9 protein-coding genes, 1 tRNA gene and 1 pseudogene are annotated in these 15,897 nt (G+C 62.6%); 6 read left to right on the top strand and 5 right to left on the bottom strand.

Going from position 1 to position 15,897, the window contains the following annotated elements; translation table 11 throughout:
- Positions 1-5: 5 nt before the first annotated feature.
- Positions 6-845, top strand: coding sequence for a hypothetical protein (locus ACFC1J_RS01010; RefSeq protein ID WP_375901681.1), 840 nt, complete (start codon positions 6-8; stop codon positions 843-845).
- Positions 846-1,104: 259 nt separating this feature from the next.
- Here ACFC1J_RS01010 and ACFC1J_RS01005 read toward each other — a convergent pair.
- Together ACFC1J_RS01005 and ACFC1J_RS01000 are read right to left on the bottom strand one after the other, a co-directional pair.
- Positions 1,105-1,312 (bottom strand): annotated as a pseudogene (locus ACFC1J_RS01005) (CoA-disulfide reductase); the annotation flags it as partial.
- Between the two features lie 53 nt (positions 1,313-1,365).
- Positions 1,366-5,052, bottom strand: coding sequence for a DNA-binding protein (locus ACFC1J_RS01000; protein ID WP_375901680.1), 3,687 nt, complete (start codon positions 5,050-5,052; stop codon positions 1,366-1,368).
- 385 nt (positions 5,053-5,437) lie between these two features.
- On the opposite strand from ACFC1J_RS01000, the gene ACFC1J_RS00995 reads away from it, so the two are divergent.
- From ACFC1J_RS00995 to ACFC1J_RS00985, 3 genes are all read left to right on the top strand, one after another.
- Positions 5,438-6,364 (top strand): toll/interleukin-1 receptor domain-containing protein, encoded by a 927-nt coding sequence (locus tag ACFC1J_RS00995; protein ID WP_375901678.1) that lies wholly within the window; start codon positions 5,438-5,440, stop codon positions 6,362-6,364.
- A gap of 247 nt (positions 6,365-6,611) precedes the next feature.
- Positions 6,612-10,004 carry an AAA domain-containing protein gene (locus ACFC1J_RS00990; RefSeq protein WP_375901676.1) on the top strand — a complete coding sequence of 1,131 codons (3,393 nt, stop codon included), beginning with the start codon at positions 6,612-6,614 and terminating at the stop codon, positions 10,002-10,004.
- The gene (locus ACFC1J_RS00985; RefSeq protein WP_375901675.1) at positions 10,001-11,260 is read left to right on the top strand and encodes a hypothetical protein; all 1,260 of its coding nucleotides are present in this window, start codon (positions 10,001-10,003) and stop codon (positions 11,258-11,260) included. The genes ACFC1J_RS00990 and ACFC1J_RS00985 overlap by 4 nt, the downstream gene beginning before the upstream one ends.
- Here the strand turns inward: ACFC1J_RS00985 and ACFC1J_RS00980 are convergent.
- The 3 genes from ACFC1J_RS00980 to ACFC1J_RS00970 all read right to left on the bottom strand — a co-directional run bounded on the left by ACFC1J_RS00980 (position 11,182) and on the right by ACFC1J_RS00970 (position 14,025).
- Positions 11,182-12,519: a Shedu anti-phage system protein SduA domain-containing protein gene (locus tag ACFC1J_RS00980; protein WP_375901673.1), complete on the bottom strand. Its 1,338-nt coding sequence runs from the start codon at positions 12,517-12,519 to the stop codon at positions 11,182-11,184. The genes ACFC1J_RS00985 and ACFC1J_RS00980 overlap by 79 nt on opposite strands.
- Positions 12,520-13,532: 1,013 nt before the next feature.
- Positions 13,533-13,605: transfer RNA gene (locus ACFC1J_RS00975), tRNA-Ala, on the bottom strand.
- Positions 13,606-13,719: 114 nt separating this feature from the next.
- A complete protein-coding gene (locus ACFC1J_RS00970; RefSeq protein WP_375901671.1) occupies positions 13,720-14,025 on the bottom strand; it encodes a LysR family transcriptional regulator substrate-binding protein in 306 nt (101 codons plus the stop codon).
- On the opposite strand from ACFC1J_RS00970, the gene lysA reads away from it, so the two are divergent.
- Together lysA and ACFC1J_RS00960 are read left to right on the top strand one after the other, a co-directional pair.
- A complete protein-coding gene (lysA, locus tag ACFC1J_RS00965) occupies positions 13,984-15,285 on the top strand; it encodes a diaminopimelate decarboxylase (RefSeq protein ID WP_375901669.1) in 1,302 nt (433 codons plus the stop codon). The two genes, ACFC1J_RS00970 and lysA, sit on opposite strands and share 42 nt — an antisense overlap.
- A gap of 44 nt (positions 15,286-15,329) precedes the next feature.
- Positions 15,330-15,872, top strand: coding sequence for an NUDIX hydrolase (locus ACFC1J_RS00960; protein ID WP_375901668.1), 543 nt, complete (start codon positions 15,330-15,332; stop codon positions 15,870-15,872).
- Positions 15,873-15,897 lie beyond the last annotated feature (25 nt).

Genomic DNA, 15,897 nt, shown 5'->3' with positions numbered 1-15,897 from the left:
CAATGATGGAAGAGGCCAAGAGCCTGACGACCGGCCTTGTGTATTGGGCGGACGACTTCGCGGACCTGGCCGCATCGGAACGCGACGCGCTGCGCGAAGCCCTCGTCTGCACCGGATGCGGCGCCGACGCCTACTTCGTTCGCGCGGCTCGAAACGGGCGCCGAGCATGCTTCGGCGCACGGCCCCATAAAGAGAACTGCGAGCTAGCGTCTCTTGTCACCGACGGCGGCGGCACAGCCGCGCTGGACGAGGTCGACGAGTGGATCAACGCCGGCGACATCTTCCGTATCGATCCGGACCGCGCCCGTGCGATCCGACACATCGATGACGACCCGAGCACCGCACCCCGACACCACGGGACCGCGGCTCGTCACACCGGCCACGGGCCTGGCGGCAGACGCACATCCGCCATGGGTTTGGCCCGGCTACTGCGCCAGCTCGTGCTCCGCGAGAACTTCCGCCACAGCCGCACGCTGCTCATCATGTCCGATGACACCCGCCAGAGCGTTTCCTCTGGTTGTGTGCATCTCTCCGAAATCGAAGAAAAACACAAGAATCGCCTTCGCGTCTACTGGGGCACCATTCGATTCCCCCACGTCAAAGACGACGGCGGCGCCTGGCTCAACACCGGACGCTTCACTCCCACCGTTGTCGTTGAAGAAGAAGGACTTCAGACGCTTCTCGCTCGCGCAGGACTCGAACGGCTCGAAGACCTTGAAGGCAGCTACTTCGCTTTCATGGGACGACTTCGTCGTAATCCCGCAGGTAGAGAGTTCCTTTTCATCAACGACGACATTGACTGGATCGCGGTACGCCCGTTCGGTGTAGACGCTGACATCAACTAGGCGATGAATGGCGGCTACGTCATCTCTCCGACTGACGATGTCGCGGTCGACTGCTTGTTGCTGCACAAAGCCCGGCAGCTACTCTATGGAGCCTTTTGCGACCCGGTAGCGCGATCACCGCAGCGAAGCCCTCAACTTAGGTCGACCAACGTCATTAACCCATTTCAATCTTGCGGGTATCGCAGGTAGCAGATCGATTAGTGGGCACTCGCATCGACTTGCTCCCGCCCAGCAACCGACAGCGCTCGACTTTCTCGAGCTACGCCGTCGGACTGAGCGAGCGTGCTTCACGTTCCCATGCCTGTATTGCAACCTGCACGGCATCCCACGGCGAGCCGAGCGGAGGTGGATGAGAGGTCGAGGTCGCTCATCGCGGCGACCGTCATGCCGTGATGGAGAGCCGTCGCGTAGGTGTCGACACGCTTGGAGATCTCTGCGCCTCGGGTACCGACGAGCTGAGCCCCGAGCTAGCGCCCGTCGTGGGTATCGGCCGGAAATGAGTTCTGTCATCGCGGGCGGCCTACTTGTGCTTCTTGTGCACGACGAGCGCCAGGCCCTTCGCATCGTAGGAGCTGACGATGCCCCGTGCAGTGAGTGATTTCAACAACGCCTGGTGCGGTAGATCGTTGACGACAGTTGGATGGTCACGCCCGACGGTGGTCAGCTGTGCGTACTTGCCGCCGATCGTTCGAAGGATCGTGAACAACCTGGAGTCGTCAAGAGCGTTGAGGTGGGGCTGAAGGAGCGTGACGACGGTTCGGGCATCGACGCGATCCGTAGCCAGCTGCTCGACCACTTCCGCGGGAACTTCCCGCTGACTCGTGATGGCGAATCGCGCGAGTTCGCGGCGTCCGGCGGCGTCGCTGGCCGCCGCGTACTCAGCTGCGCGGTCAAGGGTGAGCAATTTGAGGGGCTTGCCGATCTTGGAGCTTGCCCGCAGGGAACGCAGATCATCGCCGATGAGTTCAGGTGTCATGTAGGTCTTGAAGGCGCGGGAGACCCCAATGAGTTGCTCTCGCCATTCCCAGTCGATGCCCGCCATCCGGTCGTACGTGTCCGCGTCGTCGGGAATGACGTCGTTCTGGACGAGAAGGGCAAACAACTGTCCGGATTCGGGAGTAATCGCCGAGATGCCAAGGTGATCCGCCAAGGCGAGACTTGCGACGAGAGGGACGCGGTAAGTGGAGTGCAGGACCTTTCTCGCGCCAAGGATTGTGAGGGCGAGTGCAACCTTGTCCGCCTCTGTCGCGCCATCGACGTCGCTAATCGTTCGCGCGCCCTTGAGCACCACGGCCAAGTTCTCGTCGAGGGTTCCGACTGATGCGAGGTAGCGAGATACATTCACGAACGTTGCGGGGAAGCGGTTCGCTCGTGCGAGCGCAGGCCACGCCGACTCCGACACCGCGCCGAGGTCGGCGATCCGACTTTCGGTTGACGCGCGCGTGATGACGTCATCGACTCGCTCGACGTCGCGGTCGAGCACGTCCTCGATCGTGGCGGCGAATCCGTCCGCGGCGTGATTGGTCGCGATGCGGTCCTCGACCACCGCGAGGTATGGGCTGACGTTATCGAGAAGGTACTCGTAGACGCCCGTGTCACGTTCGCGGACTTGGTCGAGCGCGAGGTCGGCTTGGACGCCGAGCGCCGAATGCAGATTCGATTCCGTAACGGTGTAGACGTTGCGATCGACGAACGCGCGCCGCACCGTCTCGGTCAATGGCGTAATATCAGGGAGCTTGATTGGCGCCATCCCAAAGACGATGGCGATGCGTACCGCTGCCTGCGCGTTGAGGGTGTCTGCGGTCAGTGCGGGCATGGCCGCATAATTGTCGAGGAAATACCGCGCGCAGGCCTCATCTGTGTAGTACTTCATCCCGGGTGCGAGGTTTGCGAGCGCGTGGCTGACGAGGTGCAGCTTCGTGGCGTCGTCGAGGTCGGCCTTGGCGATTAGGTGGTGAAGGATACTCGCGGACTTTCGTACGAGCCGCTCGATGAGTTTGGTGGTTTGTGTGCCGCCGGTGAGGTACGCCTGAAGGAACTCGGCCGCGGGCTCACCGGTGTTTCGCGCGAGGGAGGCCACCATCACGTCTGCCTTGGCAATGTCGGTTGCTAGCACGTGGTCGAGGATCGCGATGTTGTAGAGCGCAGGATCGCCCAGGGCGCTGACGCCCCGTTCTCGAATGACCGCGTCAACGTCGTCACCGTTCAGCTTGAAGTGCGCATCCATCGAGTTCTGCTCGACGTGGTGAATGATGAAGTTCGTCGCCGCCGGGCTGACGCGGTTGCCGTGGAAGGTGGACGTGTAGAGAGTGAAGTTGCGGTTGATGTGGCCTGCCCTCATGAGCTGGAACGCGAGCCCCTCAGTGAGCAGGGTCTCGGCGACGGAGGCGAGGGACTGCACTTCGTTGTCGTACTCGACGTCAAACTCGGGGCGTTTGATGACTTCGCCCATGTCGGCGCTGCGCAGGAACGTGAGCTGTTCAAGCTGTGTCTCGAGCGTGGCGTTGAGGTCGTCGCGGTCAGCCTCCTCCCACGCGGACGCGTTGAGCGAGTCGCCTAGCTCGTCGACAAGATGCTGGCGGGTCAGGCTGAGCTGCTGGCCGGTGTAGTTGCTCCGCCAGCCAACCTTCGCCGCGTCCCCAGCTCCAGAGAGTTCCCGCCAGAAGTCGGCCGTCTTTAGTTCTTCCGCTGTCTTCGCGGTGCGACCGAGAGAATATTGAGGATTGCTTGTGTTGAAGCCCGCCGCGGCAATCAGACGCTCGATGTGCGCGAGGAGGCGCGTTCCCATCTGTTCGCTGCGAACAGTGATCTTGCCGACCTGGGCAAGCTTGCGCCGGGTGATGCGGATGTCGGCCTCTAGCCGCGGAATGTTGTCAGCAACAAGCTGCCGGTGCGCCGCGTAGAGCACGTCGAGGTTGCTCTTGCCAAGACGAATCGCTTCGAAGTCGCCAAGGTGCGTGCTCTTGTAGAGCATCATCGCAAATAGGTCTGTCTCACTCAGGTCGAGTTCGCTGCCGTCGCCGGAGAAGATTCGGTCGCGGAAGACGACGAACTCGTTGCGCACGTTCTTCAGCAGGCGCATGTCGGGCACGTACCGGCCCGCCAGGTCGATCAAGTCGGGAGAGACGTTGTTGTCCAGTCCCTCGAGCAGTTGACTTGCGAGGTTGCGGGCGCTGCGATGGGTGATGAACGGGACGACCGGAATGATCAAGTCGAAGAACTTCGTGCGGTTCGCGCGCACGGCCTCCGCCACTGCCGGATCGTCGGACTCCGAGGACGTCGCGTCCTTGCGCCCCTCGGACTCCAGGCCGATTCGGTCGAAGATGCTGTCCTTAATGGCGTAAACGAAGCGAATGGTGCGTCGATCTAGCTGCGGGGCGGCGTTCAGCAGGGTGTTAAGCGAGCGGAGGGTCTCGAAGATGTGGGAGTCGTCGAACCGATCGATGTCTTCGAAGATGACGATGTCGCGCTCCGAGGTCTCGAAGAAGTAGACGATCTCGTCCAGGTATTGGTCGAAATACGATACCGAGTGCTCATCGAGGGTGACCGCTGCCGGCCCCGCCGAGAAGGCCTTGATGTGCACCCGCCCCTGGAGCAGGTAGCGAAGGGCGAAGAACCCGGCGGTAGCGACGAGCCAGACGGTCGGATAGATCCAGAGCGCAAGGTCCACCACAGGCGCCAAAGTCGTCGTGACGGTAGCGCCCCAGCCTGCGACGAGGAAGAGAACCGCGACCGAGAAGCCGACGATCGCACTGAGTCCCAGTTCCCGCGGCCACCGGAACCGCTCGATACGGCGGAATCTCGATCCTGGCGCGCGGTTGGGTTCCTCCCGATAAAGGAGCTGTTTGACTATCTCCTGCTGAATCCGATTGGTCGGGGTGGTCGCCTGCGGAGGGAGCGCGTTGTGATCAAGATCCGGAGCTTCGACCGGGGCCAGGGTTGATAGCGAGAGCTCTACTACACGAGGTGCCTCGAGCTCGGAAACTCGAAGGAGAATGCTGCTCTTGCCGACGCCATAGTTGCCCGATAGGGCGATGTTCCGAACCTTCTCATCAGCGAGAGCCGCGCGGATCGCTGCCACGTACGGTCCATGCGCAACTGGCTGGTAGGTGGGAGTCAGCGACAGCAGGTTCCAGGCGCTCGCCTCCGAGGGCACCACAACCGGCTGTAATGCAGACCTGACTGCGTTTCTCTGCATCCATGTCATCCCGAGTGCCTCCAAAGCCACGAATGCGTCAACCGCCAAATCTCCGAGTTCACCGTATCGGAGACCGCGACTCAAGGCGTCGGGCACAGAGAACGAAGGCCGGGTTAGTACGCCCCGGGCAGGAGAGAACGAGCGGCTTGGAAGTGGATCCCCACCAGTCTCGGATCTCGTCGGGCGGCTTCCTTAGTCATCCTCATTCCGTGTATGTTCCGCCCAAGCGATGTCAAGCGCTTAAGTCGTCGGACTGCACCGTTCCTTCTCGATAAGAGCGCGGCCGGCTCGCCGACTTCAACCAGACCTCCAAGGGCACCTCGGCACGAACACCTACTCGAGAGCACGCTCCTACGCCCCACTCCATGTCTGCAGGTCCCGCTAGCCTGAACGCATGCCCGACTCGCCTAGAGCCTTCATTAGCCACGCCAGCGAAGACAAAGAGCGGTTCGTAACCGAGTTCGCGACCCGGCTTCGAGCTGCAGGAGTGAACGCTTGGGTAGATGAGTGGGAGATCCGGGCAGGAGACTCCCTCGTGGAGAGGGTTTTTGCGCACGGCATCGACAATGCGGACGTCTTCATCGTTGTGTTGTCGAGCACGTCTATTTCCAAGCCCTGGGTCGCCGAGGAACTCGACGCCGGAGTGATCCGGAAAATCCAGAAGGGGACTCGAATTATCCCCGTTCTGATCGACGACGTAGTAGTGCCACCCGCGTTGCAGCACCTGCGCTACAGCTCCCTCGCCTCGCTCGGGCTTCCGGGGGTTATCGCGGATATCGCGGGGACGATATTCGGTTCGGACGTCGCGCCACCGCTTGGAACTCCGCCGGCTTACTCACGTCGCGCACCGAAGCTTCTGCCCGAGCCTGTGGACGATGCCGTCCTTGACGCGACTGTCGACATGATCCTTGAGAGAGGCCCCGGCTCGGTCGGCGCGTCGCAGCTGCTAGAACGGCTGCCTGATCTCGACCTGACGAACGAGCTTGTCGAAGAGGCCATCTCCTCCCTCGCTGAGCAGGGACTCGTTGAGGTTTCGAGGTCCTTCGCCGGAACGAGCATCACAAGGTTGCGTCCGAGGGTCTGGTTGGCGGTCCAGGGAAAGCGAGGAGTAGATGTCAACGGGCTACACGACAAGCTTCTCGTGCATTTCGTCAATCGCGGATCGTCGGACGGCTTCGAGGCGACAGATCGCGAGACAATCCATGCCCTCGTCTCTATGCTCGAGACCGAGCGGCTCATTGGCCGCGTGACCACAACGCTCGACGGGACCGCCCACGCACAAGCGACCGTGGCCGGGCAACGCCGAGCGAGAGCGCTCTAGCCCAAGAGGGGGACCGCACCGCGATGGCTACGAAACAGAAGTCGACGCGTACGGGGTTCCGATCACAGCAGTCGGAGATTCTGTGCCACCAGCGTTCTTTGAGGTTCGCGGGGCTTTGCCCGGTTCCGGAAACATCTTGGCCGTGACGCGGTGCGAGGTGACGGCCGGCAGCGCCTTCTCTCGTTCGCCTATCGGTCCCGCTGTCGGAAGTCGTAGATAGTCTTGCAGCGTCAGGGGAGGGGGGTCCATGGGTGAGGTAGTCAAGGAACGGTACGCGCTCCAGGATGATGGGCCGAAGATTCCTCAAGGAAACCAGTCCACCGTCGTGCGAGCGTTCGATTTGAAGGCCTTCGACTATGTGGCGGTGAAGTTCATCCAGCCGTGGCGAGATGAGTTCACCAAACGCATGTTCGAGCGTGAAACCGAAGCCCTACGGCGCCTGTCTCACCCAAGCATCATCGGGATCCGGGACTCCGGGGTCGATGAGACCGGAACGCCCTACGTGGTACTTGAGTGGGTTGACTCCAGCCTCGAGCAGCTGCTTTCGGAAAGTAGTTGGGACCGCTGGGACGATTTCTACACCACTATGTTTCGACCGATCGTCTCCGCAATCTCATACGCGCATCTGAACAATACTGAACATCGCGATATCAAACCGGCCAACATCCTGGTGGACTCTGAGCAACGCCCACTTGTTGCTGACTTCGGGATCGCGACTGTTCGCGCGTCGGGCCCGCCGAGCACTCACACAGTCAGGCGGTTCCGTTCTGTTCCGTATGCTCCCCCCGAACAGGAGACGCGTAGACCGTACGTTAGAGATGTTTTCAGCCTCGGAGTGCTGGCCATCCGGTGCATGACGAATGGACCAATCTCCGACTATGACCAGATCCGACCTGCGTTAGCTGCGATAAACGTCCCCGACGGTGTCCGGGACATACTCGCACGCTGCGTCAGCTTTGATCCCGACCTGCGGCCATCGTCTGCCACCGAACTTGAGGGTCTGCTCGATGACATGTGGCACATGGCGGCGGAGGTCGCCGGGAAACGCCAGAACACTCTGTGGCTCAGTTTCACCGGTCGTGCCCGTAGGGACGTGGCACAGATCGCGGCGGGCGCGGCGGCCGAATCGGTGGTCGCTCAAGATCTCGACGGAGCCGTCCACGCCGAGTTCGGGATCGACGAAACTGGGGCTCCCGATCGCTCCTGGATGTTCCTTTATGGTGCCGCCCACCGATACTCGCTATCGGCTCCCCGAAAAGACGGTGAACCGCTTACGATCACCGCGGTCTCCCCCCGAGATTTCGAAACGATTGAGCGAGAACGTCGCCGTTCTCTTCAGCTTCCCGCCGTGTTCCGGTGGGAACTTAAGCGCCCCCTGAACCCGGCCGCGCCAGTGCGCGGCTGGCAGGCGCTACAACGCCTCCTCGAAGCCCATCTCGACGCCCGCCTCTCGCCACGCGAAGACGCAGAAGTCAACGAACTGTTCGATCTGTGGAGCCGGATCCTCGATGCCCGCGCCGACCTCGCGCGCGGATCCGTTGAACCCATGACATACCGACGTTGCGAACAGGTCGAACGCAGAGTCACCTTCGCGCTCATTGAGGAGCCCCACACCGACCTCGTCGGAACATTCTGGGAGGCCATCTCCCCAGAAAAGCCCGTTCGCGGCGTTAGCGGCGAAGTCGTCGAGCAGGACGGGAAGGATCTGACGATCCTGCTTCGCAGAAAAGCGAAGTCGATCCCACTGCGCGGAACGCTCCGCCCATTCGATGCCCCGAGCTCGATTGCTCTATCACGGCAGAGGGCTGCTCTCCACGCTCTGCGAGACGGCAAAGTGCCGAACAGTGCGATCCGCGAAGTTGTCGTCGACCCCTCTACCAGCACCTCGCCCGATCGGTACAGCGTCGACAGTTGGCACTCTGACATGGACGCCGACAAACAGCGTGCGATCGAGCTCGCGCTTGGTAGCTCCGGACTTCTGGTCATCGAAGGGCCTCCGGGCACTGGCAAGACCCGGCTGATTGCGGAGCTCGTGCACCAGGTATTGCGCAGCGATCCGAGGAAACGCGTACTTATTGCCTCGCAGACAAACGCCGCGGTGGATAACGCGCTCGAACGCATTTCCCAAGTGGGCCTCACCAACATCGTCCGTGTGGCGGGATCCGACCAGTCAGCCGTCGACCCCTCCGTTCATGCACTGCTGCTTGAGAATCGTCTCCCCCGATGGGCGGACGACATACGCGGTCGAGCGCAAGCCACAATTGAGCAGGAGGCGATCAAATACGACATCCCCGTGAATCAGGCACGCGCTGCGCTCCTCCTCGAACAAGTCGCTGCACTCGGAACGGAACGCCTCTTCCTGGCCTCCAGGCTCACGGAGAAACCGGCCTCGACAGGTTCCGTCACCGGCCTCGAAGACGATGGACTGGTCGATCAGCCGGAGGAGATTCAGGCACGGATCGAGAAACTTGACGAACGCATCGAGGAACACGTTAAAGACGCCCAGGCGCTCCTCGGCAGCGACCTCATCCTGGACCGCCACCTTTCGCCCGTCGGCGCGCGAGAAGCACTCGCCGCCATCCTCATCGGGAAGCCCAACGCGCAGTCATTTATGGGACGTGTCGAGCTCCAGGCCCAGTGGATGGATCGCATCGAATCAGACGAGGACATCGCTGAGTTCTTCTTGGCCACGACATCGGTCGTCGCGGGCACGTGTGTTGGCCTCCTTCGTCACAGAGCCGTTGCCCGCACAGAGTTTGACGTCTGTATCGTCGATGAAGCCTCGCGGGCAACGTTGACCGAAGCCTTGATTCCTATTTCGCGTTCCAAGCAATGGATTGTGGTGGGAGACACCAGACAGCTACCGCCAAGCGATGAAGACCTTCTTCGGAGCCCCGCAATCCTGGCTGAACACAACCTGACGCCGTCCGACATCACCGAAACCTTGTTTCAGCGGCTTGTCGACCATCTACCGGCCGACTCCCAGATCCTTCTACAACACCAGTATCGAATGATCAACGCCATCGGCGCGATGATATCGGAGTGCTTCTACGACGGTCTCTTGCGGTCCCCGCGGAACGACGGCATACCCGGATACGACCTATGGGCCGGCGCCCCTGTGACGTGGATCGACACATCGGCGCTCGGCAGCGAACGCCGGGAGGCGAGCGCCGCCGGAACCTCGGTGGCCAACCGCGCGGAGGCAAAGATCATGGTGGAGAAGATCCTCAGCCTCGACCAGGCACTCGAACAAGGAGTCGTTCGTCCCCAATCGGGGCAAAAGCTCCAAGTCTTGGCTATTGCGCCTTACATGAGCCAGGTAGCCGACATTCGCCGCCGCCTCGCGGCCGTATCATTCAAGAACCTCTCAGTGGCTGCGATGTCGGTAGACGCAGTACAAGGACGGGAGGCAGACATTGCCTTCTTTTCAGTAACGCGGAGCAACCACAGGAAAAGCTTGGGATTCCTTGGCCCGGACTACTGGCGGCGGATCAACGTCGCTCTATCCAGGGCACGGTTCGGTCTGACGATCATCGGTGACTCTGATTTCATCAGATCCCAGGACAGCGGCCTCTCGAAGGTCCTCGAATACGTCGAGCGTCACCCGGGCGATTGCGCGCTCATGCCGGTGGAAGAATGATCCAGACGTATACGAGCATCTTTCGACGATACGCAGATGCGCGACCTGGCCTTAGGCTGCTAGCTGTCGAGGATGCCGCGCTACCTGTATCTGTTCTCCGCACAGACGTCTTGGTCCATGACAGGCGAAGTCTGCCCGCAATCGATGAGTTCCTCCTTCGCTTCACAGAGACGGGTGTCAACACGATCGAAGACATCGCGAGATACATGGGCCTGCCAAACGACCTCCTCCTCGACGCTGCCGTCCGGCAAACAAGCGCGGGAAACCTCACGCGACAAGACTCGACACGATTCAGCCTGACTGCACAGGGACTGGTATCTAGTCGCGAGCTGACTGCGACGCAACCAGAGCTCAAAGAGATCGCCTTCATCTTCGACCGACTCGCCTGGCGACCCGTGGCCTATCAACAGTCGACTCTCCTGAGGCGCCGCGAAGCAACGCAACGGGGGCTGACGCTCGTTCCCGCAGCGGCCAACGCTGCGATTGGCGTGACCGACATCAAGATCAACGATCTGAATCGAATCGTGCCGGGCCGTCGAGCCACTATCCTTCGAGTCAACAGGCTCGCTGGTCGGCGCCACCTCTGGGCTCCAGCAAAGTTGCTCGTGTTCGGAGACAGCACATCGCAGGAACTTGAGCTCGCCGTCTATGTCGACGACGAGATCTCATCTGCCCATGAATCAGCGCTCCAGGCCACCGCTGCCGCGACGCAACTGCGCATAACTGTCGCACGTGCCCCCTTCATTCCCGACCCGCGGTTCGGTATGAATGCACCCCCCGGGGCCGAGCAATCTGATGTGCAGTCAATCGAGCACCTCGACCATCTGCTGGAAGCGGAGTTGCACTCGAGGAAGCGGCTGCTCATCGCCTCCCAGTCAGCACGTTCTGATGTGGTGGATGAACAGTTCTGCAGATACCTAAGAGAGCGAGCGCGCGCAGGCACCGACGTGACGATAATCATCGGCGACGAGTCACTGGTAGATCAGCGCGCAGCCGAACGCCTCCGGACGCTATCGAGAACCGAACCTAACGTCACCGTGTCTTACGCGAACCTGTCCGGAACGTCCTATCTCATCTCTGACGACGTCACGATCGAAACGACTTTTGATTGGCTGTCGGGTGGTCGAACGGGCTCGGAGTACAGCTGGCGTGTCGGGCGACGTACTCAATCGACCGTCTACGCAGATGAGACCGAATCACGACTCCCTCCGAGCATCGCAAGGAGCCCTTTCAGCCGTTCTAAGACCTCGTCATAGCCTAAAATCGTCACCGTCGAAAGCGCGCTACGGTAACGGACGAAAGACTCGAGCTGCGGCGCCGAGAGCGACGAAACCTTCCCGACGATGATCGCTCCTCGCACGTCGTTCCACGGATCGAGATTCAGGTTGGGAGTTCTCGCCAGCTGACTTGAAAGTTCCTGCGGTATCGCTGCCATCTGCGATTGCAGTTGAGCGATTGTGCCACTGAGGTTCTTATGCACTGCATGGACTCCCGAAGCCTCGCCACCTCGATATGGCCGCGGCTCCATGATCGTGGTACCCGGGGTCTTGATCTCAACCACCATTGCCGTTCGAGTCACGCTGTTGGCGCACAGGAAATCTGCGATGCGTGCACCCCCGCCAAGAGCGTCAGCACCTCGGAGGTGAGCCTGCGGAATCAAGGTGACGATCGGCATTGCGAAGAGCTGCTGCAGCGCAAACCGATTCGCGTCGAAGAACCGCTGCCAGTAAGACTCGCTGCTCGAGCTCGCGTGTCCGCCGGCAAGAGCTCCCTCGAACTGCTCGACGAGCGTGTCGAGCGAGACAAGCTCAATGTCCGTGCGGAGGCGTCCGAATCTCTCCGGTTCCTCTCGAGCTACGGACGGAGCAGCCGCGGAAACCTGGTCGACAAGCACGCCTCGGTCAGCGGCGTTCAGGACGTAGCCCGTGGACACCTCTTCAGTGAGTCTTCGAACAATCTCGTTCCGGCCATACTTGACGTTGACCTGAGGCAGGTCGAAGAGATCTGCGACCGTGTTGTGTCTCTCAGCCTCGTTCACACGGCTCGCTGCGACTCGACTGCGTCCCTTGTTTCTCTCAACAGCGGCGCGATAGTGCTCGAACCGTTGCAGCGAAACCCTGAAGACATCGCCATCTTGCGATTGCCCCTCCGTGCCATCGCGCGTGAAGCTCAGAACTGTTCCCGTGGAATGCCCTTCGATCGTCCGGACGAACGCCTGGTAGTGCCGATGGATGCCTAGCCCATAGGCGTAAAAGACGTTGAAGCCAAGCGGAAGTCCGACGGCTCGGAGCAAACCAAATCGGTCGCTCTCCTCAGAGTGTTCGGATGGGTCCCATCCGTACCCCTCGAGACGCAGCTCGCGTATGCGATCGAACTGATCTCGAAGCTCATCCCGCTCAATCGATCTAGGGAAGACGCGAAGGACGTTCGTCGCAGTATCGAATCGGATCATCTCGAGCGGATCGGACTCTGTGCGGTCCGGCGTCCACAATAGGACGATCTCGTCGTTGTCCATCTCGGTTGTCACCGCTCCGGCTCGATCCGTGAGTCGGAGATCGGGATCCCACGGTGAAGCGAAGGGATTCTCTCCGAGGTCTATCTGACTCATGCTCGTCTCTTCCTTCTGCGTCAAGCGCCCTTACGCTGTCGATCTTTGCAGACCCCGTCGAACTTCCTCGTCGAATCGTTACGCCAGGCCGTCCGGGGTCTAGCAACTCGACCGCTTCACCCCAGTAAGCGCGGGCGACGCTGATGATGAGAACGGAACAGAGAACACACTGATGAGCGGCAAGACCACGACAATGGCTCATGCCAAGAATCAACGACACCGACTATCGCAACCGCCGAGCCGCCCTGCGCGCAGACTGGGAGAAGGGCGGCAAGTCGCTCGGGCGCCTCACGAACGAGCAGCGGAGTTCGCTACGGACGTTATACCTCTTCGACCTACCGCTGCGCAGTTCAGACTTCGCCAGCGCTCGAAGCGAAGCGACCCGACGCGATCCGAACCTTGTCAGACAGACTGGGCTCGCATATCGAGCCTTCGCCAAGCTCAACGCGCAGCGGAGGGCGGAATCTGAACGCTGTCAGAACCCAGGAGCGCTTGCGCCGACTCGCGCTGCCACTCGCCGACCGCAGACGTCAAACCGACGGATCGCGGTCTTCTCCGAGACCAATACGCACATAGAGCCAGATGAGATCGCCCGGATCATCATCGCGATTGCCCGAGAGCATCTCCAGACGGCGCGAACATCCAGCGATTCAGACTCGGTGTAACTCAGGCTCAGACCCCGCACCCAACCGGACCGCTGAAGGTATGTACCGATACGCGCGATGTGTACCGGTAAACACCAGGCGGGATTCGAAACAGTCAGATCGATAAATGGCCAGATCAGGTCGAAAAAAGTGCGTCCCGAGGAGCATCGCGAAGATGATCCGATCGCGCGGGGTCGCGGCCAGATCGGTACGTACACTGGAGTAAAAACGGCCGATCAGTCATGATTTCTCATGTCTGATCGGCCGTCTTCTCTGTGGACCTGAGGGGACTCGAACCCCTGACCCCCTGCATGCCATGCAGGTGCGCTACCAGCTGCGCCACAGGCCCAGACGCCGTTCGCGGCTTCCCGCGACAACTCATTTAGACTACAACATGGCCGTCGCGCCGCGCCAATCGTGACGCCTGATGCGCACCGCCGGGCGTGTCATCCCCTCCCCGGGGTTACGCGGAGGGCAGCGCGTTGAAGGCGTCGCGGATCGCGAGCACCAACTGTCGGACCGCGGTGGACGGCCCGCGCGTCGACCCCTCGGCGGAGGTCGCCACGAGGATGGAGCGCACGAACGACGGATCCGCGATCGGGCGCAGGACGATCCCGGGATGGGATCCACCGACCGCGAGACTCGGCAGCAGGCCCACCGCGAGGCGGGCCGCGATCATCCCGAGCATCACCTGGAAGTCGTCGGTGCGGATCGCGACGTCGAGCGCGTGCCCTCTGGCCGCGAAGGCGTCGATCACGATCGTGTCCATCGGGTCATTTCCCGCGGCGGCGAAGAGCCAGCGCTCCTGCTGGTCGATGCCGATGGCACCCTGCGGATCGGCGGGTGCCGCGTCGACGACCTCGCCCGTGAGTTCGGCACGCCGGCGATCATCGTCGACGAGGCCGCATTGCGCGCCCGTGCGCAGGAGTACCGCACCGCGCTGACCTCGCGCCGCTCGAACTCCCGCGTGGTGTTTGCGTCGAAGGCGTTCCCGGCCACCGCCGTGCAGCGGGTCATGGTCGAGGAGGGCATCGGACTGGACGTCGCGGGCGGCGGCGAGATCCTCAGCGCGCTGCGCGCGGGCATCGACCCCGCACTGCTGGTCATGCACGGCAACGCGAAGACGACCGAGGAGCTGAGGATCGCGGTCGACGCGGGCCTCGGCCTGGTCGTCGTCGACAACGCCGACGACGTGGACCGCCTGGAGCAGCTGGTGCCGGAGGCGCACGCCCAGGACGTGCTCGTGCGCGTGATCCCCGAGGTGGAGTCCTCCACGCATCCGCACGTGCAGACCGGACAGGTCGGATCCAAGTTCGGCCTCACCGCCGCGGCCGCGAAGGCGCTCATCACCCGGATCGAGGAGAGTCCGCAGCTGCGGATGCGCGGCGTGCACGCCCACGTCGGGTCGCAGATCATGGATCCCGCCGAGCTCGCCGCCGCGGTCGCACCCCTCGCCGCGCTGGGAACCTTCCCCGTCTACGACCTCGGCGGCGGGCTGGGAGCGCGCTACACCTACGACGAGCACCCCGCCTCGGTCGACGCCTACATCGAGGCGCTGCTCGCCGCGGCGGCGGAGCACCTCCCCGCCGAGGCCGAGATCATCATCGAACCGGGACGCAGCATGGTCAACGCCTCGGCGCTGACCCTGTACACGGTGACCACGGTCAAGCGCGACGCCCGCACCTTCGTGGCGGTCGACGGCGGGATGGGCGACAACCTCGAGGTCGCCCTCTTCCAGCAGCGCTATGAGGCCGCGCTCGCCGCGCGCCTGCACGAGGACGCCGTGGAAGACGTCGTCGTGGTCGGCCGGCACTGCGAGTCCGGCGACGTCCTGATCGATCCGCTGCGCCTCCCGGAGGTCCGGGTCGGCGACCTGCTCGCCGTGCCCGCGACGGGCGCCTACACGCACACCATGGCGAACAATTACAACGGCTACCGCCGCCCGCCCGTGGTGTTCGTGCGCGACGGCGCGGCCAGAGCCGTGATCCGCCGCGAAACCTGGGACGACCTGTTCGCCCGCGACCTCTGACCGCGAGGGCGACGGGCTCGCTCACCCCACGGCAGAATGGCGGGATGCGCCATCACGACCTGCTCCGCGACCTGACCGCGCTGCCGCCGTCCCCCGTGCGGGACGCCTATCTCGACTTCGTGCGCGCGGGCGGCGACGATGCGCTGCGCCGAGATGGCGGAGCGGAGCACGTCACCGGATCCTGCTTCGTGTTCTCCCCCGACTTCGCCCAGGTGCTGCTGTGCTTCCATGGCAAGGGGCGGTTCTGGGTGCAGTTCGGAGGGCACGTCGAGTCGCAGGACCCGTCGATCTCCGCGACCGCGCAGAGAGAGGCGCGGGAGGAATCGGGGATCGCTGACCTGCTCCTGCTCTCGGCCGGGATCCTCGACCTCGACCGGCACGCGCTGCACGGGGGTTTCGCCTGCACCGCGCACTGGGACGTCGGCTTCGCGGCGCTCGCGGATCCGGCGACGCAGATCGCCGTCAGCGACGAGAGCGAGGACGTCCGCTGGTTCCCGCTCGACGCCCTGCCCGCGGAGGTGCCTGACGGGTTCGGAGAGCGCCTCCGCGCGGTCCGGGAGGCGGCGTTGCAGCTCGCGGACGCCTGAGGACGACCCCCGGCAGCGCGACGGC

The sequence above is a fragment of the Microbacterium sp. NPDC056052 genome (assembly GCF_042266785.1).
Classification (GTDB): domain Bacteria; phylum Actinomycetota; class Actinomycetes; order Actinomycetales; family Microbacteriaceae; genus Microbacterium.
The sequence above is the reverse complement of the archived record's forward strand: the minus strand, read 5'-3'. Positions and strand labels throughout refer to the sequence as shown.